The 23,169-nt window shown below is 35.5% G+C and carries 13 protein-coding genes and 1 pseudogene; all 14 read left to right on the top strand.

Translation table 11 applies throughout. From position 1 onward, the window contains the following. The first annotated feature begins 71 nt into the window (after positions 1-71). The 14 genes and pseudogenes from Q0910_RS16340 to Q0910_RS16280 all read left to right on the top strand — a co-directional run bounded on the left by Q0910_RS16340 (position 72) and on the right by Q0910_RS16280 (position 23,009). On the top strand, positions 72-1,451 hold the full coding sequence (locus tag Q0910_RS16340) for a DUF4157 domain-containing protein (RefSeq protein ID WP_299218739.1): 1,380 nt from the start codon (positions 72-74) through the stop codon (positions 1,449-1,451). Positions 1,452-1,602: 151 nt separating this feature from the next. After that, positions 1,603-1,983: pseudogene (locus Q0910_RS28665) on the top strand (DUF4157 domain-containing protein); the annotation flags it as partial. A 90-nt stretch (positions 1,984-2,073) separates the two neighbouring features. After that, on the top strand, positions 2,074-4,080 hold the full coding sequence (locus Q0910_RS16335) for a hypothetical protein (protein WP_299218736.1): 2,007 nt from the start codon (positions 2,074-2,076) through the stop codon (positions 4,078-4,080). A gap of 46 nt (positions 4,081-4,126) precedes the next feature. After that, entirely contained in the window at positions 4,127-6,928 is a 2,802-nt protein-coding gene (locus tag Q0910_RS16330) for a DUF4157 domain-containing protein (protein WP_299218734.1), read from the top strand. Between the two features lie 170 nt (positions 6,929-7,098). Next, positions 7,099-8,580, top strand: coding sequence for a hypothetical protein (locus Q0910_RS16325; protein WP_299218733.1), 1,482 nt, complete (start codon positions 7,099-7,101; stop codon positions 8,578-8,580). A gap of 663 nt (positions 8,581-9,243) precedes the next feature. Next, complete coding sequence (locus Q0910_RS16320) at positions 9,244-9,936, top strand: hypothetical protein (RefSeq protein ID WP_299218731.1); 693 nt, start codon at positions 9,244-9,246, stop codon at positions 9,934-9,936. Positions 9,937-10,377: 441 nt separating this feature from the next. Continuing rightward, positions 10,378-11,154: an N-acetylmuramoyl-L-alanine amidase gene (locus Q0910_RS16315; RefSeq protein ID WP_299218729.1), complete on the top strand. Its 777-nt coding sequence runs from the start codon at positions 10,378-10,380 to the stop codon at positions 11,152-11,154. A gap of 114 nt (positions 11,155-11,268) precedes the next feature. After that, positions 11,269-11,943, top strand: coding sequence for a hypothetical protein (locus Q0910_RS16310; protein WP_299218727.1), 675 nt, complete (start codon positions 11,269-11,271; stop codon positions 11,941-11,943). 4 nt (positions 11,944-11,947) lie between these two features. After that, positions 11,948-12,532 (top strand): hypothetical protein, encoded by a 585-nt coding sequence (locus Q0910_RS16305; RefSeq protein WP_299218724.1) that lies wholly within the window; start codon positions 11,948-11,950, stop codon positions 12,530-12,532. A gap of 1,106 nt (positions 12,533-13,638) precedes the next feature. Further along, a complete protein-coding gene (locus Q0910_RS16300; protein ID WP_299218721.1) occupies positions 13,639-17,820 on the top strand; it encodes an HYR domain-containing protein in 4,182 nt (1,393 codons plus the stop codon). A gap of 390 nt (positions 17,821-18,210) precedes the next feature. Beyond that, on the top strand, positions 18,211-18,597 hold the full coding sequence (locus Q0910_RS16295; RefSeq protein ID WP_299218719.1) for a hypothetical protein: 387 nt from the start codon (positions 18,211-18,213) through the stop codon (positions 18,595-18,597). 28 nt (positions 18,598-18,625) lie between these two features. After that, the gene (locus tag Q0910_RS16290; RefSeq protein WP_299218717.1) at positions 18,626-19,171 is read left to right on the top strand and encodes a hypothetical protein; all 546 of its coding nucleotides are present in this window, start codon (positions 18,626-18,628) and stop codon (positions 19,169-19,171) included. Positions 19,172-19,375: 204 nt separating this feature from the next. Then, positions 19,376-21,136, top strand: a complete 1,761-nt coding sequence (locus tag Q0910_RS16285; protein ID WP_299218715.1) for a tetratricopeptide repeat protein — start codon at positions 19,376-19,378, stop codon at positions 21,134-21,136. A gap of 214 nt (positions 21,137-21,350) precedes the next feature. Next, positions 21,351-23,009 carry an alpha/beta fold hydrolase gene (locus Q0910_RS16280; RefSeq protein WP_299218713.1) on the top strand — a complete coding sequence of 553 codons (1,659 nt, stop codon included), beginning with the start codon at positions 21,351-21,353 and terminating at the stop codon, positions 23,007-23,009. Positions 23,010-23,169 lie beyond the last annotated feature (160 nt).

Raw genomic sequence — 23,169 nt, 5'->3', positions numbered from 1 at the left:
CCGATGGAGCGGATTTGCAATCCGTGTTAAATATACTTGACTTTTGATTGAATAAAAACGGATAAAGTAACATGAAAGAACCACTAGAAAATACCCAAGAACAACAAAAAGAAACAGTACAACGCGTACAACAAGAACCTAGTACAGGTGGTGAAGCTACGATTGCCGACAATCGATCTACTACCATAGCACAACGTAAGTTGAGATCAGCTATGGGTGGCATTGAAGATAGTACCAATCCTATATCTATCCAACGGAAAAACAACACAGGCTTACCTGATAATCTAAAATCAGGTATCGAAAACCTATCCGGCTATAGTATGGATGATGTAAAAGTACATTACAATTCCAGTAAGCCTGTACAACTACAGGCCCACGCTTACGCACAGGGAACAGATATTCACCTCGCACCAGGACAAGAAAAACACTTGCCTCATGAAGCCTGGCACGTAGTACAGCAAAAACAAGGACGTGTAAAACCAACCAGACAGCTAAAAAGCAAAGTATATATTAATGATGATACCGGGTTAGAGAAAGAAGCAGATGTGATGGGTGCTAAAGCATTATTTAATTCAAATTTACTGAATTCTTCATTTCAATTGAATGTAGGTTTAAATTCACACTTTGCAATACAGAGAAAAGCAAAATTGAAAAAAGATCGATTAAATTTGGTAGGTGAGGAGCACGAGTTAAGTGAGCGTCATGGAAGGAGAAACCGAGAAAAAGAGCATTGTAGACAAGAAGCGAGTGGGCAGTATTGGGAAGAAAATGAATTTAAAATAACAATAGATAATTCTGAAATAGAGGCAGATCCGGCGAATTTAAGATTTTGGGCTCAACTTTCTAATATCAAAGATAATACGACTCATATAAAAGAGGTTGAGCAAACAAAACCAAGTCTGTTTGTGATGGTTGGAAGAGCAAAAATGACTCTTGATAATATTCTTTTTTGGATAAATGAATGTGAAGCATTATACCAAATAGCAAAGAATGACTCATATCCTGGAAAATCTGAAGAAGAAGACAAAAACCTTAAAGAACAATATGAAAATTTAAGATTTATGCACGAAAACTTGAAGCTTTTGAGTAGAAAATACAGGTCATTTCAACAAATAAAACAACAAAGTAATACGGCAAAGGCACTAAAATTTCTTGAAAATAATAAATTCATTATTTCGGCAGGATATAGTTATTTGAAACATGCAAAAAGTAAAATGAAAAGGGATTTCTCATTTTCTGAATATGCAGAAAAACGTTCTGTTTTTATGCATAATGCAGGCAATGCTAAACGAGATACTATTGGTGTCTGGAAGATCGGTAATTCTCATGTGAAGGATATCAGAAGAATTTATCCGAAAGGAGATATTTCCTACAACCTACTTTCAATGGAAGAGTATGATGTTTTATATGATTCATTTGTGAACCCTCGGACCTATTGCCGTTTTTTCTAAACGATCTATGAAGTTTTTACCTTCAGCTCTCTGATAGCCCCCGCTACCGCTAGTTTGTAACTAGTGGCGTTAACAGTGAGAAGAAAAGAGTTCAGATCCGATAGCCCTGCTATAATAGGTGTAAAATCAAAACAAAAATGTATTAAGAAAAATGAAAGCACCATTAGAAAACACTCAAGAATCACAAAAAGAAACTATACAACGTGTAGCACAAGAACCCAGTACAGGTGGTGAAGCTATGATTGCAGACAACCGACCCGCTACCACTGTACAACGTAAGCTAAGAGCAGGAATAGAAAGTTCTGAAAATACAAAAACACCCATCCAGCGGAAAAATAACACTGGTTTACCTGACAACCTAAAATCAGGTATCGAAAACCTCTCGGGCTACAGTATGGACGATGTAAAAGTACACTACAATTCCAGCAAACCCGCACAAGTAGAAGCCCATGCCTATGCGCAGGGCACAGATATCCACTTGGCGCCTGGACAGCAAAAGCACCTGCCTCACGAAGCTTGGCACGTAGTACAACAAAAACAAGGGCGGGTAAAACCCACGATGCAGTTTAAAGGGAAAGTACATATTAATGATGATACTGGGTTAGAGAAGGAAGCGGATGTGATGGGGGAAAGGGCTTTTCAATATAAATCAGATAACAAACAGACTACTGTAGGTTCAGAAAACATACCACTACAACAACAAAGAGTAAATTCTATGGTCGTTCAAAGACTTACAGGTTACGAGATTGAAGGCAATATACCAATATACAGTGACAATATAGGCATTAATGACCAGCTGACAGAAAAAGGGAAAAATGGCTATAATGATACTATTGGTGGGTTTTTAACAGTAGGATTAGACTATGGTATTACCTATGGGATGCATAACAAGGGTAGGTATAAAATAGATGCAGATCACACGAATATTTATATTTTTCACTCTAGGTTGATCCGTAAATTAATTGCATTAGGCCTTTTGAAGACGGAATTCAAATACCTTCCGATGACGACGATTGAATACATCACCCCTCCAAGGGACGAACTTAATAAAAGTAGCATTGCGGAGCATTTGGCAGACATTGCGGCAGTGCAAAGGCATTTGAAAACGACTGTTAAAAATGCAAGAAGTGGCGAGCGGAAGCCTGTTTTACCTCCTGCAAAAGGTTTGTTTACAGGGATACCAAGACAAGATATCTTTGCTTGGCTAGAAGCAAATGATATTAGTAATGAAATTATAATGCCAGAATTAGATGCTATTGATAGGCTAACTACAGAAGAATTGAATGTTCAGCAGACTAGTGGGGTATTGCCTGAGGACATACCTGATATTTTTTTACGTGACCATGGGCAGCTAGGCAGATCAGATCTCCAACTACCTAAGCTAATTTCTGGGGTATTAGAAAATGCGCCAAAGGTTGCGACAGCAGCATGGCAAGATGTGGAAACTCCTATAGCCTTTAGACAACATGAGAAAGCAATAGTAGGTTATCTTACATTATTGGCAAGTTACTTATTGTCCGACCACATCTCCACGATAGATAAAATATCAAAAGGTACTACCGATAAGAACCTGGTTCCTTATTTGTCAAAAACTAAATTGGGAGATGCGTTAGGTGCATTGCCAGCGGAGGTGCGACCATCACAGGGAAGGGCAGTACAAGTCATTTGGGAACTTTTGATGGAGGAATTAGTGAAACAAACCGGTAAATTTACGGGAGCTTGGTGGGTAGAAACCTACCAATTAGGCGATATCCTTGTAGATGATAAAAAGTCTCTTGTTATAAAAGGATTAAATGGGGTTACCGATATTGGAGAACGCCATAGAATATGGTTACGAAAATTAGTGCACGGTCAGAAAGCCTTCTCTGTGGGCACTGGGAAGCCATTGACTTTAGATACCCCTAACTCACAACTGTTAAAAAAGACAGGACAACTGGGGATTCCATTAGAAGATAGATTTTTGGATCAAAAGACGCCTGCAACGGTTGAAAACGTAGCCGACGTATTGGGTGACGAATTTAAACAACAAGTAAATCAAAACCTGTGGCACTTTAGAGGAAATCGAAATCATTATCGCAAACAGCGAGAATTAACTGATGAACCTATAGCTCCTCACTACAACGTCTGGGCTTCCTACTGGCCTTTTATAAGTGCAGAGTTGCGGCGGATGCTTAAGAAATTAAAAGGAAGGGCAAGAAATACAAAAGACACGAATGCACTAAAACATTTGGAACGTTTAGAAAGACGTTTAGGAGAAGTAGAAACTGATAAGTCAGGACGAGGGGCAGTGCAAAATGCCATATTCGGGCGATATAGTGAGATGATTAAAATTAGCTTAGCGGAAAAGACGGAAGCAACATCGCCTTTAAATGATTGGGATAATTTCAAAAAAGACACAAATGCTCTTTGGATTCGTATAATTACAGTTCATAAAGACTTCATCAGGGCTAACCAAGAGTTAAAGGAAAGGGTCAGAATTTTAGACTTAAAAGTGAAAGTTGTTAATAGGACTATAAACGAAGCAATAACCTCAGAAAATGGAGGAATGTTAAGCGCGGCTTTTGGAAAGTTCTTTGAACATATCGCTACTTTACTAAACGATATTGAGGCTACAAAACAGATCAAATAGTAAAAAAGGGATATTATTTGGTTATAATATGAAAGATAAGTTTGACATGAAAAAAAAAATAGAAAACACCCAAGAACCACAAAAAGAAACTGTACAACGCGCACAACAAGAACCCAGTACAGGTGGTGAAGCTACGATTGCTGACAACCGACCGGTTATCGCTGTACAGCGCAAACTAAGATCAGCCATGGGTGGTGCAGAGGATACGACCAATTCCAATCCCATACCTGTCCAAAGAAAAACTCGTCCTGAGCATAGTCGAAGGAACAACACTGGCCTACCCGACAATCTAAAATCCGGTATAGAAAACCTCTCCGGTTATAGTATGGATGATGTAAAAGTACATTATAATTCTAGTAAACCAGCCCAATTGCAAGCTCATGCCTATGCACAAGGCACCGATATTCATTTAGCATCCGGACAAGAAAAACACTTACCTCATGAAGCCTGGCATGTAGTACAACAAAAACAAGGACGGGTAAAGCCCACCAAACAATTGAAAAGTAAAGTGAATATTAATGATGATGCTGGATTAGAGAAAGAAGCAGATGTGATGGGAGCAAAAGCAGCACTGAATGCAGAGGAGATCTCGCCAAAACATATGCGGAAAGATATCGTTTCAAAAGGGGTAATTCAGCGATTGGTAGGTTACGAAATAGAAGCGAGGATACCCATCTTTGGAAAGTATAATATGAACGGTATTAAGGTTTCTTCGAATCTGGTGGAACCGGAGGAAGAAGTAGTATGGTTTCTTACAGGGGGATTAAAATATGGAGGGAACTATGGTGAGGAAACAAACGGCCGTTTTCATATAACGGCAGATCATAATATAATAAATAGAAACTATCAAAAAATCCTCGAAAAACTGGTGCTTTTAGGACTCCTAAAACCCAATGTTATGAGAAAAAAAATGTCTAATATCGAGTATATTACTCCTCCGCGTGAAGAGATCGAGCAAGGAAGTCTCGACACGCAAGAAAGAGATATCACTGCCGTAAAAGATCATTTGGATGAAACCTTAAAACTTGCACAAGGGCAAACAGTAGAAATGGTCCCGGAGCCAGGGTTGGAAATTTTTACAGGACTACCAAGAAAACAACTAATTGATTGGCTCGAGACAAATAGTATCGATCAAAATCTCATTATTCCCGAGCTTAATAATTTTGAACAATCCATTACAGATTCAGTATATATTCAGGAAAATAGTGGAGTATTACCGGAGGATATTCCGGAAGTATTTAATAATGCTAGTGAGGCTATTGAGAGTAACCAGCAGGCTAATAACAAGCAAAGAATGATGGCAGACTTAATGAGAAAAGCAAATATGCACGCAGAACAAGCTTTCGAGTCCTTAAAACTTCCCCCAAAACAATTTGTAAAAGATAAAAAAGCTGTTTTGGGCTATTTATCTTTGATTTCTAGCTATTTAATTGCCAACGAGTTTTCTTTTTTAAAAGATTTCCTAACGATCAATCGTAAAAATTTACTTCCTTTTCTTTCTAAAACTCCATTAGAAGATACAAAAAATGCTTTACCGACCAGTGTAAGGCCTAGTACTGTAAATAGTAAAGTATGGAATAAACTAACAGCTAGTCTTTTAAGGTTGATGAATGAAGATGCCCCGGCAGAATATTGGGCAAAAACATATAATTGTGAAATAGTGACAAGATTAAGACAAAATGGGAATTATCACGGTAAGGTTTTTAATGTTCCGATAGAAGAATCAATGAAGAGCCTATCTAAGGGTGGTACGTTCTCGACTGGTATAAATACAGGTAATGCATTAGGCCTGGATCAGCCTTCGCAACCTTTAAAAAAGGCAATGATAAAGTCTAAAAAGGAAAAAGAGTTACACAAGCAGATGGCGAATAAACTCAATAACGCTAGGAAATTTGGCAGGAATTATACTGTAACACAAAAAGGTATCCCTCTAGAAGACCGTTATTTTAATGCTAAATACAGTCAGCCTCTTACTGCCGATAATATGGTGGAGTCTCTGAAGAAAAGTTTCTGGTTTTTAACAAAACTTCAAATAAACAGCCTACAGGAGGAAACGTTAGATGAAAATCAAGAAATGGTGAAGGAAGAAGTAAATGACAATACTTTGTTAACACAAAAATTACTACTATTAAAAAAGAGGCTGACTTTCCTAAAGAAAAGTATGCCTCAGAGAGGTGAATATGGTTATGCACTTTTGAAAACACAATTATTAGAGATAAATAGAAAGATCCAGCAATTAAATAGATGGATTAAAAATAAGAAGTCCATTAAAAAAGAGGATTTTGAGTTATTTGAAGAGTTTGTAAATGAAAAATATTATGATGAAATCAAGGAAAGTTCCCAAACATTGAATGAAGACGAGCTAACAGATTTGGAACCAGAAGAAAATACCCTTAATTATCGTAATTTTACTTTTGAAGAAGCACAAAAAAATATGTTGGAATCATTTGATACTAGGTTTACTGTCGTATTTGAACATTTTAACAAAAGGGGATTGAAGGCAGAAAACCTGCCTAACGAAGAAGATCAGAAAACAATGGAAAAAAAGTTAGGAGATATGAAGGGCATACATCGTTTTTTTGAAGTTACTAAAAGAAAAATTAAAGACCATACAGAAAAAACACCAATTAAAGATAGAGTCGAGGACATAAAAAATTTGTTAGGGATAATCGAATTTATGGTTGAAACTATTAAATTTTATGACCGACAAATCCAAGTTCCTCGTATTGATCATGCTCCGGCAATAGAATCCCGGCCTACACCAACCCCTGATCCTTCAGAGGCATCAACTGTTAATGGAGGTTTATTTTCGAACTGTTTAAGGTATTGTTGTTTTTTTAGACCCTAGGATCTATCAAAAATTTAAATAACGTAGAGCAGTTTTACCAGTATGGGCGGGACAGTCAATGACAACGGCACGCATGCTTAAATTTGCACAATGGGCAGGTGCCCCCGCTACCGCTAGTTTGTAACTAGTGGCGCCACACAGGAGATTATTAAAAAAGTAGATAGTGTACGATGAAAACACAAACAGACAAAACCCAAGAACGACAGAAAGAAACGATACAACGCGTACGACAAGAACACAGTACCGGTGGTGAAGCTACGATTGCCGACAACCGCCCTGCTATAGCTGTACAGCGTAAACTGATATCAGTTATGGGTGGTTCTGAAAATCCTATCCAAAAAAAACCAAAAGGTTCTTCACAGTTTCAGCAGATAGCCGCAACTATGGGACAACAATATGGCGTGGATACCTCAAGTCTAAAAGCAACTCATAATTCTTCGTTTCCTTCAAAATTACAGGCAGAAGCAACCATACAAGGAAAAAATATTCATTTTGCACCAGGCATGGATACGGAGTATAATATCAGACACGAAGTTGCTCATGCGATCGATAATACGATCAATGGCACTCCTAAAGGGGATATGGTAGTGAATGGCCAAAATGTAGATACCACCCGTGAGCGGGTAGTGGATCGGATGGTGACTGGTACTAATCATAATGTGATCCAAAATAAAAAAGTAGCAATATCTCAATCTAGTAAAGCAATACAGAGAGTTGGAGGGTTTAATAGAGAAGGGAATCAACAAATGGTACAAAACGCAGGGACCTGTGGTATCTATGCATTGGCCAATGCTATAGCGGTAGCATATGATAAAAGGATAACTTCAGATTTTCGTATTGAAAGAAAAACAGAATTATTAAGAGCAGCTGGGGGATCGAGTGCCTATATTACGGCTCAAGGTGAATTAGTCAACTTTAGTGATATTAAAGCTCTGATTGATAAATATAACCAATCAACTGATTATCCAGTAACGTTAGAACAACGCTTGGCACCCGAAAATTCTGATAATCAATCATGGCTTGATGCTGTAGGAGAGAGAGAAAACATATCTAAAGAAGACTTAAATCAAGAAGCTGTGGGAGCTATGATCGCTGTTGACATAGATGTTTTAGAAAATTATGAGAAGCAAGGTTATCCTGACCAAAATAAATTCACAATCAATAATTCTGATGATTCTGCAGGAGCACATTGGGTAATGATTACTAAAATTGAAAATGATGAAGTCACCATACATGATTCTAGAAAAGGTCATCAAAGAGGAGATACTGGTGATATTGAAAGAGACTATCCTTTATGGGTGATTTCCTTAGCGACCCGTACACTAAAGAATGTAAGTAAAAGAAAATATTTGAAAGGAGTGTATAAGGAGATACATGAGCTATACGTTAAAGGAGGTAATCGTAGCATTCCCAATAATGCATCAGGTTTTGCTAAGTCTTCCACCCATGAAGAGAACAAGGATTATAGTACAATGTTTGGGGACAATGATAAAAGTAATCAACAAAAAAAGGTAAAGAATAGATTAATAACTACTTCGGGTAAGGCTTGGTTTTTTGGTAATAGTGATTTCGGTTATTTTCCTGGTTTTAAACCTCATGATGTTCGTCTTAAAAATTTGATTATACGAGTAAAGCGAGCCGATAATCAATAATAAAATGATATACTTATAAGGGCAAAGTTTTTTCCGGAAGCAGACAGGTGTAACTTCGTAGTGTCAACAGTGAGAAGATAAGAGTTTATGTGTAGCATGAATAGTGCGAAATAAAATACTGCGAAGTAATAGGCATTCGCAGATCAGGTAAGTCCTCGCGAAGACATAGGGGATCTGCGCGAAGAAGGGTGCTTAGGTCGCGAAGCGTACTTTATCTCTCGCGGAGAGAAGTTTGAGGGTCGCGTGGATATCAATATCCAACGCTAACAATAAGAAAAGGTGCGCGAAGGGTCTGCGTTCTCTCACGTTCTCTTTGGGCGCACTATATCTTGTTCTATGAAGTCAGCAACTTTGTAGAGCAAAGTATCCATGTAAGTTCAACTCACCCTTCGGTTACGCTCAGGGCTCGATATTAGAAAAGTTCAGCCCTGTTAGGTTTCCAACAGAGGAATGAAAAAAACAAAAAAGTCGGAGAAGCTTGTCATTCCGGCGTAGGCCGGAATCCAAAATAACAGTAAAAGTTTAAATGCCATTGCTTTGGGTTTCTTTAACCTGACAGATTCAGATGATAGGTTTGTCGCAAAATTCCCTTGATTTGACGGTTTTTTAATAGTCCTAAGAACTTTCTCTTTCTACATTTGAAGTATTATAAATAAGATAATTATGGAAGATAAAAAATCAATGTATTCGCTTAGAAAAACAATAGGAATCCTGGGATTAGCACTACCTATATTGTTGTTAGTAGCACATCAGGAATTACTGTCTAGTATGAGTCATTATTATTATACTGCAGGAGGTGTGTTTTTTATTTTGATACTGTCGGCTTTTGGCTTAATCTTGATAAATTATAGAGGATATCCCAAACAAGAAGGGGAGTCTTTTAGCGATCGTTTGATCACCACCGTAGCAGGAATATGCATTTTAATTACAGTACTAATTCCTACCAAATCGGAAAATCCATTAGGAACTTTGTTTTTTACGGATACTCCCTATTTGTTTGGTCATCAATCTAACAGCTTGCTTGGGGCAATTCATTTGCTTAGTGCAGCTTCATTTTTCTTTTTGTTGGGGTATATGAGTTTTTACAAATTTGTTTTAAATCACGATGCATCTGCTTCTAGGAATCGATTGTTTCGCAGGAGTGGTATCATCGTTTGGGCTTCTGTAGGTGCGCTTATTATAATTTTCGCTCTGGAGAAATTGCTAAAAATAAACATGGATGAGGTACTTCCTGCCTATACTTTTTGGTTAGAGTGGGTAGCTGTGTATGCATTTGCAGTTGCCTGGTTGGTAAAAGGAAGAATTGATAAGGATATACAAAATGTTATAAAGAAAATGACTGTTTCGAAAGCATAATCGGTGCTGTTGGATTTCCAAAAAAGTATTTGGAGCTTCCTTCCTTTAAAGGCTCTCGTGTGTACACTTCTTTTTTGATATTGATTATTAGAGAATAAAAATCTGTAAATTAAACATCTGAGTTTCCTCTCCTTGGGGAGAGGATTAAGGTGAGGGGTATTGGTTAAAATCTCTAATCCATCGCGATAGCGGTGGGCGAGTTTTAGCGTTGGAGTGGTGGGTTTTAACTTAAAAAATGAGATAATATAAGGCTTATATGATGATTTTAAGCCCCCTTCCTTTGAAGGAAGGGTTGGGGATGGATGTTTTTCTATAAAACATAAGAATTTATAAAAGCAACTACTCTGTCGCAATTTTCCCTTTATTTGGCGGTTTTGAGATAGTCTATACATAAGACTGTAGGTACCTTTGATATCATTATAACTATAAATTAAATAAGGTATGAAGGCAACAAGTATAGCAAATCACGAGAATACATTTTTTGAAACAGGAAGAGACTCAGACGGAAAAGAATTTGTATTAACTCCGAATGCGGTTCCAATTAAAGGAACTAATGAGTCGATGCCGTATATTAACTGTAGGCAAAAAAATGGAGATACTTCATTTTATGAGCAAGAGAAAAACACAAAAACACAGATTGTACTGCATTATACAGCTGGCTATTTAAAAGGAGATGTGGCGGCTTTGTCCAAGCCTAATTATCGTGTTTCTGTACCTTTTATCATTGCCAGAAATGGTACTATTCTTAATATGTGGTCTTCTGCCTATTGGGCATATCACTTAGGTTCTGGGGCCGTAGGAGGAAACACTAATGGTGCGAAGAGAACTATAGCAATAGAACTTTCTAATATCGGGTTTTTGAAAAGAATTGGAGACCAACTGGTCACCGTATATAGCGATACCGATGTATACTGCCATATTAATGAAACTAGATTCTATACCAAGCTAGATATACCGTATCGAGGGGAACAATACTATGCCAGATATACCATTAGACAATATAAAAGCTTGGCTTTATTACTTCGGTATTTAACTGCGGAATATAATATACCTGCAGCATTCCTGCCAGAGGATAAACGATATGATATAGTGGCAGAAAATGAGTTGGTCAATTTTAAAGGGATTACATCTCACGTAAATTATCGATCTTCTGGAAAATGGGATATAGGGCCCGCATTTGATTGGAATAAGTTAGAGAATGACTTACAGAGATCATAAAATCTGGTCGGGAAATTACCTTGATTTGTCGTTTTAGTGATAGTTGGATACCTATTTCAACATATATCTTTACGAAGCAATGTGATAGACCAGCAAAACTAAATATGATTACACATGAAAAAATTAGTTACACAAACCTTAACGATTCTCATACTGGCTTTTATAAGCGGTTGTGCAAGTTATGGTCCAAAAGATAATAGCCTCGCAATAGTTTTGTCAAACACACAACAAGCCTTGGCTAGTATTGGAGAAAAAATTGTTACAGATGGAGATAAGGAACTTGCCAGTGCATACGATACCTTAGAAAAAAAGCGATCAGAATTATTTCCTTTATTAGAGAAATGTAATGAGAAATACGCACTTTCTCCAGAATATATGGCCACATTAAAAGAGGTAGAGAAAACAATACGTCTTATGAACAAGGAGTTTAATACCACTTCAGATAAAGCATTTGTCTTGAATGCTATTCATAAAGACTATGATGCTAAATTACAAACGATTAAGAATACAGCAGCAAATAATGCTACTACAAAAATTAAAGTAACAGTAAATTCTAATGAAGAAGAAGGTTTTTTTGTTTTCGGGAAGTTGTCCTACGAGCAGGGACAGGATATTAAAAGGTTTCGGTTTAACCAACCTACTCAGAATGCTGTTCAGGATTTTGTACCTGGGTATTATCTTTTTTGGTTAGAAAAAGAAGATCGTGTAGGAGAACCAGAACTGCATTTGATTATGAGTAATAGCGGTGAAGAGGAAAAACAATTGGTACTTAAAACTCCAAAATTGTAATATTATGCCGGTATCAAAACTAAAGGAAGTCTGGAAAGAAATCACGCTGCTTAGTACCTGGATAGCCTCTGTTGCAGGATCTTTTATAATCCCTTTGCCTTCTTGGTATGCATCCGATGAGAACACCACTTTTTTAATGAAATTTGGAGTATTCATTGCTACCGCCCTTGCGGGATTCTTAATTTTATACTCCTTAAAAAATAAAGTCATCAGAGTATGGATGCGGTTATCTATTAATTTTATCGTGATTTTTGTAGGGACTTATGCGGCATATCATCTCGCGCGCGAAAGCAAAACATTACCATATCTGGATAAAGATATTGTGATTGGTAATGAGTTAATAGAAACCAACCCTTTTGAAGCATTCAAAGACTCTCATGGTTTCTTACCAGCCAGAAATGAGCAAATGATGATTATTCTTGGTGACCCAGAAAAAGCCTGGACCAAAGAAAGTATTACATCTAATAGAATACAGCTTATAGTACTTTTGTTCTTATGTTATTTGTTATCGGCAGGTTTTATTATTTCGTTCTGTAATCTAATGCTACTCTATAAAGATAAGTATACGATTAAAGTAGAAAAAAAATAATGTGATGCTCGTTGTCATTTAGACATTTTTTTTAACCAAAATTCTGTAAATTCTCATATTTCGACTTTAGAGAAATCCATCGAGCATAGAATTGTTGGTTAAAAAGTATTCTCGGTATTCTACTTTGTGGGCAGGCGAGCATTTTGTCTTCAGTTAGCTCAGACACAACACTCTTTTAGATTAGTACTGAAATGTTTTATACTTTTTCATCATAGTTTTCCTAAATGTTAAATTGATTATGGTATTAAAAAATATCGCATCGATTTGTAATCATTCTTCAAATTAATTGAAATTTAAAGGTCAGTAAGATCTATTATAACAGCAAGCTTTTTTAAGTTTCTCATATTTAAATAGTACCGATTTAAGATCTAACCATCCTGAAACTTATCAATAAAGATGAAACACAATTACGTATTTATAAAAACGCCTTTTTTGGCTTAGCAATCTTAGTTTTTATACACTGTTTTTTCGGTTTTTCCATAACAGAATCTTAAGGTGATTATACTTTTGACCAACAAATGAAAGATTGAGGTTTCATTCGTTTTTAGGGGTAAAACTTTGTGTTCTTTTCATCGCCGATTTTTCACTTTCAAGGCTTTTTTTTCCTTCTCGCCAGATTTGTTTTGCCCGGCATCCCTTGCCCAGCCTAATTTAGCCAAAAATAATATTAAACCTATAAAACTAAAATTATGAAAACGATTTTGAAATTAAAAGTGTTTTTTACACCAGCTATAAACTTCATAAAAGAATTACCTACAGCGGCCAGTTATGCACAACACAGATAACATGTATTAAAAAAGCTAATTCCTTACATAGATTAAAAACACTACTTCGGATAAAGTAAAATAGGCAATTACTGTTTTAGCGTAAAATGTCGGGATTTTACCAGTATTGTGCGGTTAAGTCATAGTAGAATAATCGAGACGGCTATACTTTTGATCCGGAAGAAAAGGATGGTGTGTTTGTGACGGCTTTAAGTACTAAGTTTTTTATCATCTAAGCTTTTTCTTCTTTAATAACAATTTTTTACGGTTCACTTATCTTTTTCTATTAAGTGTTATGAATACAAAATTATAAACAAAAAAGTAAACTTTAAACAAAGTAAAATGAAAACAAAATTACCTATTATTATTGCATTATTATTTTCTGCGGTAAGCTTTTCACAAACCTTTACCTTTGGTAATATAAACTATGAGGTAATTGATGCCAACCTCAATACGGTAAGTGCAGTAGGTGGGTCCTCCTTACCTAATGATTTGGTTATACCTGATACTGTTACCGATCCGGATACAAGCATTTCTTATACGGTAACAACCATTGGTAATTCAGCTTTTAGAAATAAAGGACTCACCAGTGTCATTTTACCTCAAACGCTGACAACTTTAGAATTCCGCGCATTTAGAGATAATGGAGGAATAAACAGTATTACAATACCTGCAAATGTGACCTCTGTAGGAAATGAATCTTTTTTTAATAATTCTTTAACCAAAATAATTTCCCTAAATAATACACCGCCATCTATTGCTAATGGCACTTTTGGCCGGGATCGTAGTGCTATAGATTTATTCATACCAGAAAATACAACTACGGATTATGAGAATGAGGGTTGGACAGGTTTTGGATCTGTTTTAGAAGGATCAACTCCAATAGCAATATGTCAGAGTATTACTATACAATTAGGCACTGACGGGCAATCAACCATAACAACTAGTGATGTGGATGGAGGATCTTCAGATAATGCAGGTATAGCTGCAATAACGGTAACCTCTACTAATTTTGATTGTACAAATCTAGGAGAAAATGAGGTAGTCTTAACAGTAACAGGTTTGTTTGGGAACTCTTCTAGTTGTGCAGCTATTGTTACTGTAGAAGATGTTATTTTTCCTACCGTTGAATGCAGAGATATCACCATACAATTAGACACAAATAATGAAGCTTTTATTAGTATTTCTGACATAGGGGTAGAAATTACAGATAACTGTAATATTGATACCACCAGCATTAGCAAGGATACTTTTGGTATAGCAGATATTGGAGAAAACGAAGTAACACTTACCGCTGTGGATCAAGGAGCGAATTCCTCTAGTTGTATAGCTAATGTTACCGTAGTGGCAAATGATTTTCCTATTGCATTATGTCAAGATGTTACTATACCATTAGACGAGACGGGTCAGGCTACAATTTCAGCTTCGAATTTGGATGCTGGTTCTACAGATATTGTTGGTGTTGCCTCTATCACTGTTACACCCAATAGTTTTGATTGCTCCAATATTGGGAGTAATGAAGTTACCTTAACAGTAACAAATACCAGAGGAAACTCTTCTAGTTGTATAGCCAATGTTATAGTAGAGGATCGTACTGCTCCTATATTGATATGTCCTGCTGATATCACCCTGGAATGTTCTGAAGTAGTGACTTACGAAATAGAACTTTCAGATTGTGCTTTTCCAGTTGTACCCACAATAGTTGATGGTTTCACATTATTAGGAACTTTTGGGGCTAGTACATATTTTATTTCAGACGAGACAAGTGCATACAATGTAGCTTTCGCTGAGGCCGAGCAACGTAAATTAGAGTTGGTCACAGTGAATACTCGAGAGGAAAATAATTTCCTTTCTCAGGTTATAGGTGATTTAGGTATCGAAAGAGTATTGATTGGACTTAATGATATTACGACCGAAGACAGTTTTGAGTGGCAGAGTGGTCAACCTGTTGTATTTACAAATTTTGCTAGTGGAGAGCCTAATAATCAAAGTAACGAAGATTTCGTTGAGTTGATAATCAATAATGGTTTGTGGAATGATGCTTTAGCAAGTGCTGTACGAAGATATGTCATTGAGTTTCAAGATTATACAGGAGGCCCTATTTTGATTAGCGGGCTGAGTTCTGGTAATTTTTTCCCTACAGAAGCAACGACGAATACATTTTTTGCAAAGGATAGTAGTGGTAATATAGCAACCTGTTCATTTATTGTGAGCGTTGAAGATGATATAGTACCTTCAATTTCTTGTCCGGCGGATATAATTGTTGATAATGATCCAAGTTTGAACGAAGCCTTTGTTCGTGTTCCCGCTCCTATTTTTAGTGATAATTGCGGCGAGCAAGTTATACCAGATACCTTTAATGTTCTTTACAATTTTAATGAATCAGGCGATCTTATCAATACGCCAGCGACACTATCTGGATTGAGTACAACTAGCTTTGATGTTGTTTTAGAATTGACATTTACCGGAGATCATGATTCTGCTAATGAAGTATTTGTATTGACCGATCCGGATGGAGAAATACTTGCAACTAACAATAGCTCTTCTACTTGTAGCATTACGAATCAAACTGTTGTAATAAAACAGGAAACCTGGAATGAGTGGATCAATACCTATGGTGATAGTCTTACCTTTACCTTGTTGGAAAATGGTTCTGTAGACAATAATCAATGTGGTAATCTACGTAATAACTTTTTTAGATTACGACTACCACAATTTGGAAACGTTACAATAACTAATGATTATACAAATACATCAGATGCATCGGGTAATTACCCTATCGGAACTACAATAGTAAACTGGACTGTAAGAGATAATATAGGAAATAGTACAAGCTGTGAACAAATCATTACGGTAAACGATACAGAGGCTCCAGTGGTTACTTGTGCAGATGATATTATAGTCAACATAGACGAAGGTAATTGTAGTGCAATAGTAAATTTTGATATCCCTACTGCGAGTGATAATTTCACCATTTTTGATACTACTTTAGAAAGCATTTTAAAAAAATATAATACAGATAATCAATTGGTTTCGTCTCTAATTCCCAATGCTTTTAATTTCGAATTAGATGATGGTCTTAATAGTGATAATATTGATGATGGAGGAGATGATATGTACGATGGCGGTAACTTTATAAGTACAGATCTTTCTTCTGGGGAGATTACATATTCGGATAATGTAATTGTAAGTACTACTGATTTTGGTATTAATGGAGCGTATTTTACCAGAAAAGTAGAAAATATGTGGCTATTGGCTGCAGATCTTGATGGTATCAATGATTTTAATATCACAGGTGAATTGGGAGCGGATGGATCTGGTCTGGCAGATGGATTTACTTCTACTATAACTTTCAGGGAAGCAAATTATACGCTTTTTGTAAAACGAGTACGTGAAGAATTAGAACCTTCTGGCGGAAGTGATCCCTCAGTAAACCATTTGATCATCATCCCGGAAAACACAGCAACTTCTCAAAATTTTTCTGATGATACTGATGATGATCAACATCAGGTTACCGGTTTATTAGAGACAACACGCCTTTACTATCTTTTATTTGCAGGAGACGACAGTACGTTTATTGATGATGCCACTATGGAGGCTATTGCGACCAGTTTTATAGAAAATATTGCAACACCTAAGGGGGCCATTGCACAAACCACAGGATTGCCAAGTGGTAGTGAATTTCCTGTAGGAGAAACACTAAATACTTTTGAAGCAACGGATGAATTTGGGAATACAGCAAGCTGTTCTTTTACGGTAACGGTAAATGAGACGGTGGTTCCTATCGCGGTTTGCCAAGATATCACGGTTCAGTTAGATGAAAATGGGCAAGCTACAATTACCGCTCAAGAAGTAGATGGAGGTTCTACTGATAACTGTGGTATCGCTGACATAAGCATTGACGTTGATTCTTTCGATTGCGAATCTGTAGGAGAAAATACCGTTACACTTACGGTAACAGATAATAGTGGTAATGTAGATAGTTGTACCGCTACTATAACTGTAGAAGACACAACAGCACCACAAATCAGTTGTCCTACTAATCAAAGTGTAGGTACTACCTATCAGCTGCCAGATTACTTTGCTACGGGAGAAGCGGTAGCAACCGGTACTTGTACGAATCCACTAGTTACCTTTACTCAGAACCCAGCACCAGGTACATTATTAGAAGAAGGTGTGTCTACAGTCACTCTTTGTGCAGCTGATGCTCTTGGAAATGAGATTTGCTGTAGCTTTGAGCTTACTACAGATGCTACATTAAGTATTGAAGATCTTGAGCAATTAGGAAGCATAAGGATGTACCCTAATCCAGCAAGCGATATAGTACATATTTCTAATCCAAGTGAAATAGTACTGGATAGGATAGCTATTTATGATGTGAATGGCAGGTTGATCATTTCTGATCAAAAAGGGTTGTCAGACAGTGATATATCGATAAATATATCCGGTCTGGAAAGCGGTCCTTATTTTGTAATAATTCAAGGAAAACAAGGACGAGTTACTAAGCAATTAATAAAAAAATAAAATAAAGACCTGAATATAAATAATGATTAATTTACCTAAAAAGGTAAAGTGTTAGTTAAGTAGTTTTAGTTGATAAAAGGGGATGAAGTCCTGAGCTTAATGTTCAGGGCTTTATTTTTATAATACGTTGTCGGATTTTTACAATTATCATTCGGCTTTTTGATAGTAGTATTGCTAGGATGATTGTACTTTTGATTGCATAAGTAAAAAAGGATGTTATGTTTTTTGTAAAAAATTGGTGTAGCTAACTAACACACATTTTTAAGAAAAGCGGTATCGTTTAAAAATTTATAAAGTAGTTTTGATTATAACCAAATTTTGAAAGAAGAACTATCCTGTGCTTTATGAATGAATAGTGACAGATTATCAAATAAAGTAATATTTAGACCAATGAAAAATATTAATATCAGTTCGGTGTTGCAGATAATTGCATTAATTTTTCTAATTATTATCGGTTATATGACTTTTAATACCAGTGAGAATTGGAAAATTATAACATCAGAATTAGAGAAAGCAAACAAAGAACTTGAGATATCAAAAGATACCTTGGCAATCACAAAAGATCTTTTAAAAAATGCAAGATTGGAATTCCAACAAATGAAAGTCCAAAAGGATTTGATCATCCATAAGCGGGATTCTTTACTTTTTTCATTTAAAAGAAAGAATGCCAAAGACTGGAACGAATTGCAAAACATTAAAGATTCTATACAATTAACGAATGATCAATTAGCAAAGGAACGTACTTTATTAAATGGTCTCTTTGGTTTAAATCAATAGAAGCTGGATTAAATATAAAATTTAAAACATGAAAAAAATAATACTTATACTGTTCATCCTATCAGTATGCAAAGTTTTTTGTCAGGAAAAAGATTCATTAAATATAATTGAAATCGAGGAATCCTATGCTAATCGTTTGGGAGAACCATTTACTGTAAAAAAGGATAGTCTATATGTTTTTAGAACACCAGATATTTTTCTGGTTAACAAGAAATCTTTTTTAGCTATTAAAAATGTGTATCAGAGTACGATTGACCAAGATAGAATGACTAAGGAGTTGGTAGAAAAATATACTCAGACTTTGCGAAGAAATATCGATCTGGAACGTCAATTAAATATCAACTTTACTAAAAGTGATAGTCTGGATCAGATCGTATATCAAAAAACTCAAGCAACCTTAAGCAATACGCACAAAGCCTTGGATTATACTATTAATAGTCTAGACAAAGCAACCAATAGTCTGGAACTGGTTGAAAAAGCTACCAGACGACAAAGAAGAAAGACTGTTTTTGAAAAAATATTGATAGGTGTTGCCGGAGTTGGAGCCGGAATTTTATTAGGAGTTTCTCTTTAAGTAGGAATCACGTAAAAATAAATTAAGAGATACGTTTTTATTAAATTAATAGGAGGTTTATTAAATTAATAGGAGGTTTATTAAAAGGTTTTCAAAACCCTTTGTGTTATAAAGGTTTTAACACTTATTACAGGTTAGATTAAAAAAATGATGAGTAGTTTTATGGCTATAAAAATCACTTTTTTCTTGTAATCCCTGTTTTTAATGAATTGTATTGAAACTTCTTTACGTCTGTCAGAACGATATTTATGCAGTAAAAAGTTGGTTTTTTGTGTGATTTTTGGGATCTTTTTCTTGATAGATAATTCCTTCGCAATACAGAAAACTAAAAGAATAGATAGTTTAGAACAAAAATTAAAAGCACATACCACAGAAGATACTACCAGAGTCAATCTTTTTAATGCACTTGGATATGAATATTGGATTGTAGATGCTAATAAATCTTTATACTTTGGCTCTAAAGCACTACAATTATCAGAAGAACTAGGGAATAAAAAAGGCATAGCCAGAGCTTATCGAATAATTGGTGTAGCTCATTGGGCACAAGGAGATCTAACGATGGCTTTGCAATACCTCAATAATTCAAACAAAGTATACCAAGATATACAAGATAAAAAAGGATTAGCTAATACCAGACTCAATATAGGGATGGTCTACGCAGATCTTAAAGAGTATGCAAAAGCATTGCATTATTACGAACAAGCGATTAATGAATTTACTGCACTAGGATTAAAAGGAAGGATTGCTACTACCTTTACTAAAATAGGCACCATGCTTATTGAAGAACATAAAGATGAAGAAGCATTACAGTATTTATCGGATGCACTAAAAATGCATAGGGATAACAACTTTACCTATGGTATTGCAGAAGCACATAACAAACTAGGGATATTATATCTTCATAAAAACGAAATAGAACAAGCGTACTACCATATCAAAAAATCTAAAGAGTTAGGAAGTAAAGTAAATGATATTGATGGATTAACAAATAATCTTATTATTAACGGTAAAATTCTAAGACTTTCTGGCAAACTCGATGAGGCAGCTGTTGAGGTAGATAAAGGTTTACAACTTGCTAAAGAAAATAACCTTAAGAAATACGAGTTGTTTGCTTATGAAGAATTAAAAGAATTAAAAAAACAACAAGCCAAACCTGAGGAAGCGTACGTTTTTTATGATAAATATATTTTTCTTAGAGATTCTCTTTTCAACCTGGAAAAATCAAAACAAATTGCCTATTTGGAATTTGAAAAGGAATTAGAAAAAAAAGATAAAGAATTGGTAATGCTTAAGGCGCAAGAAAAAAAAGATGATCTTATCCAACTCATTTTGATGCTTAGTGTTATTATTATATCGATTTGTGGGCTTATGATTTATGTCATTTCCAGACAACGAGCTAAAAAAAGTAATGAATTGGCATCTAAAACTAGAGAATTATTAGAAGCGGCTCATACCCTTACACAAAAAGAACTGGAAAATTCTGAACTAAAGCAACGAGAATTAAGACAACAATTGGATTTTAAGAACAAAGAGCTCAGTTCGTATACGCTCAATTTTATAAAGAAGAATGAAATCATAGAGAGAATACAACAAACCATCCAAAATATTAAAAAGTCTTCCTCCATAGAAAAAAGCAAATTAATTGCTGATCTTAATAAAATTGTACGTACAAACCTGAGTATTGATAAAGATTGGGATGATTTCAGCAGATTTTTTGAAGATGCACATCAGGGATTCTACACAAAGTTAAAATCACAACACGAAGATTTAAGTACCAATGATTTAAGAATTTGTTCTTTGATAATGCTTAACCTCAATGTTAAAGAAATGGCTGGTATTCTAGGGATATCTCCCGATAGTGCTCGAACTGCAAGATATCGCCTTAGGAAAAAGCTTAAATTGACTCCAGAACAGGAAATTTTCACATATTTAGTAAAACTCGAACAAGAAAAAGAGTGGATGTAGAGGTTTGTTTGATCTTTTTTGAAATAAAAAATAAACACTTGATTTTCAGTTGTTTAATTTTTTTTGTCTACATTTTGTATATCCGTTTTTAACACTTTAAACCTTAGCGTATACACATTGTAGGTATCGTTTTTATGGCGATAGTTATGGCTTTCTTTAGTTTTATAATCGGTGGGCTTCAAGCCTTATTCTATTCCTTAAAAGACTAAATGATATGACAAAACCAAAGACTACTTATGCCAAATGCGGAGACATCAACATAGCGTATCAGGTATTTGGTTCGGGTCCTGTAGACCTAGTATACATTCCTGGATGGGTATCTAATATTGATTGGATGTGGTCGTGTCCAGAGCTCGTTGATTTTTTTGAAGAACTAGGAAAGTTTGCAAGGGTGATTCTTTTTGATAAACGGGGAACAGGACTTTCTGATAGAGTTGTAGAGTTCGCGACACTCGAAGAACGAATGGAAGATATTACCGCAGTTATGGATGCTGTGGGTTCTGAAAAAGCAGTTCTTTTTGGGCATTCCGAAGGAGGAAGTGTTTCTGCGTTATTTAGTGCAACCTATCCCGATCGTGTGATTTCCTTAATTACCTTCGGTGCTTTTGCAAAGAGAAGATATTCTGAAGATTATCCATGGGCACCAACCGATCAGGAGCGTCAGGTGGTTTATGATATGATTGAGAATGATTGGTGCAGTGGAGAGATGAATTTAGCATCACTAGCGCCTTCTAAAGCAAAAGATCAAGCTTTTATGGATTGGTTAGCTAGTTACTTCCGTTCAGGCGCTAGTCCCACTTCAGCTTTGAAATTGACAAAAATCAATACTCAGGTTGATATCATAGATATTCTAGGATCTATAAAAGTACCTACTTTGTTATTACAACGTACAGATGATATTGATGTTAAGATCGAAGAAGGGCAATTTATTTCTGAACGTATTCCTGGATCAAAGTTTTTAGAACTAGAAGGAAGCGATCATCTATTTTGGGTAGGAAATACTGATGTTATTTTAGAAGCAGTGAAGGCTTTTATAAATGATATAGAGCCAGCACCGGTTTATGAGAAAAAACTATTTACAGTAATGGTTGGTCGTACTATTTCTCTTGGCCTTAATAATTCAGAACATCAAGAAATTATTAGAAGACATCTAAAACAATATAAAGGAAATATAGTAGAATACACTTCACAAACATTTATAGCTACTTTTGAAGGTCCTAGTAAAGCTGTTTTTTGCGGTTCTGATTTAGTAAAAGCTATGAGAGCTATTAATGCTCCATTATCACTTGGTATAGATATCAAAGAGTGTTTTGTAGAGCATTGTATTTGTGAACAAACTGAAAATTTTGAAGCAACAATTTTTCAAAAACCGGTACCTAATCAAATCATACTCACACAAACTGTAAAGAATCTATTATTGGGATCAGGAGTCAATCTTACTCCTCATAAAGCTAATTTTAAAACAGCATCTGGCGAATGTATTTCGTTGTATACAGTAGTCGAAAATCTAAAATTAGATACGCTTCAAAATGTGGATCAACACAGACTAGCGAAACACAATTCATTTTTAGAAAAAGTGCTTCAAAACATTTATAACCACTTGAGCAATGATTGTTTTGGTGTAACGACCTTATGTAGAGAGATAGGAGTTAGTGAACGTCAATTACAACGTAAGCTCAAAGCGGTCACTAATAAATCTCCTAATCAACTTATTTCTTCTGTGCGTTTACAATACGCAAAAGAATTACTCCTAGATCAAGAAAACACAGTAGCTGAGATAGCTTTTCAAACGGGCTTTTCTAGTCCTTCGTATTTTTCTAAATGTTTTAAAAAGGAATTTGCAGTAAGTCCATCAGATTTAATTTCATCCTAAATCAATTATCAATCTATCTTAATTGCTACAGAAATCAAAACAAAAATTCTTCTGTAGAATCCTTTGTTCTATAAGGGTTTTAACACTTATTAAAGATTAGATTAAAAAAATGATGAGTAGTTTTAAGGAAAATTAAAGTGTCAATACTAATTTTATTTAA

It is taken from the genome of uncultured Aquimarina sp. (assembly GCF_947495315.1).
Taxonomy (GTDB): domain Bacteria; phylum Bacteroidota; class Bacteroidia; order Flavobacteriales; family Flavobacteriaceae; genus Aquimarina.
The sequence above is the reverse complement of the archived record's forward strand: the minus strand, read 5'-3'. Positions and strand labels throughout refer to the sequence as shown.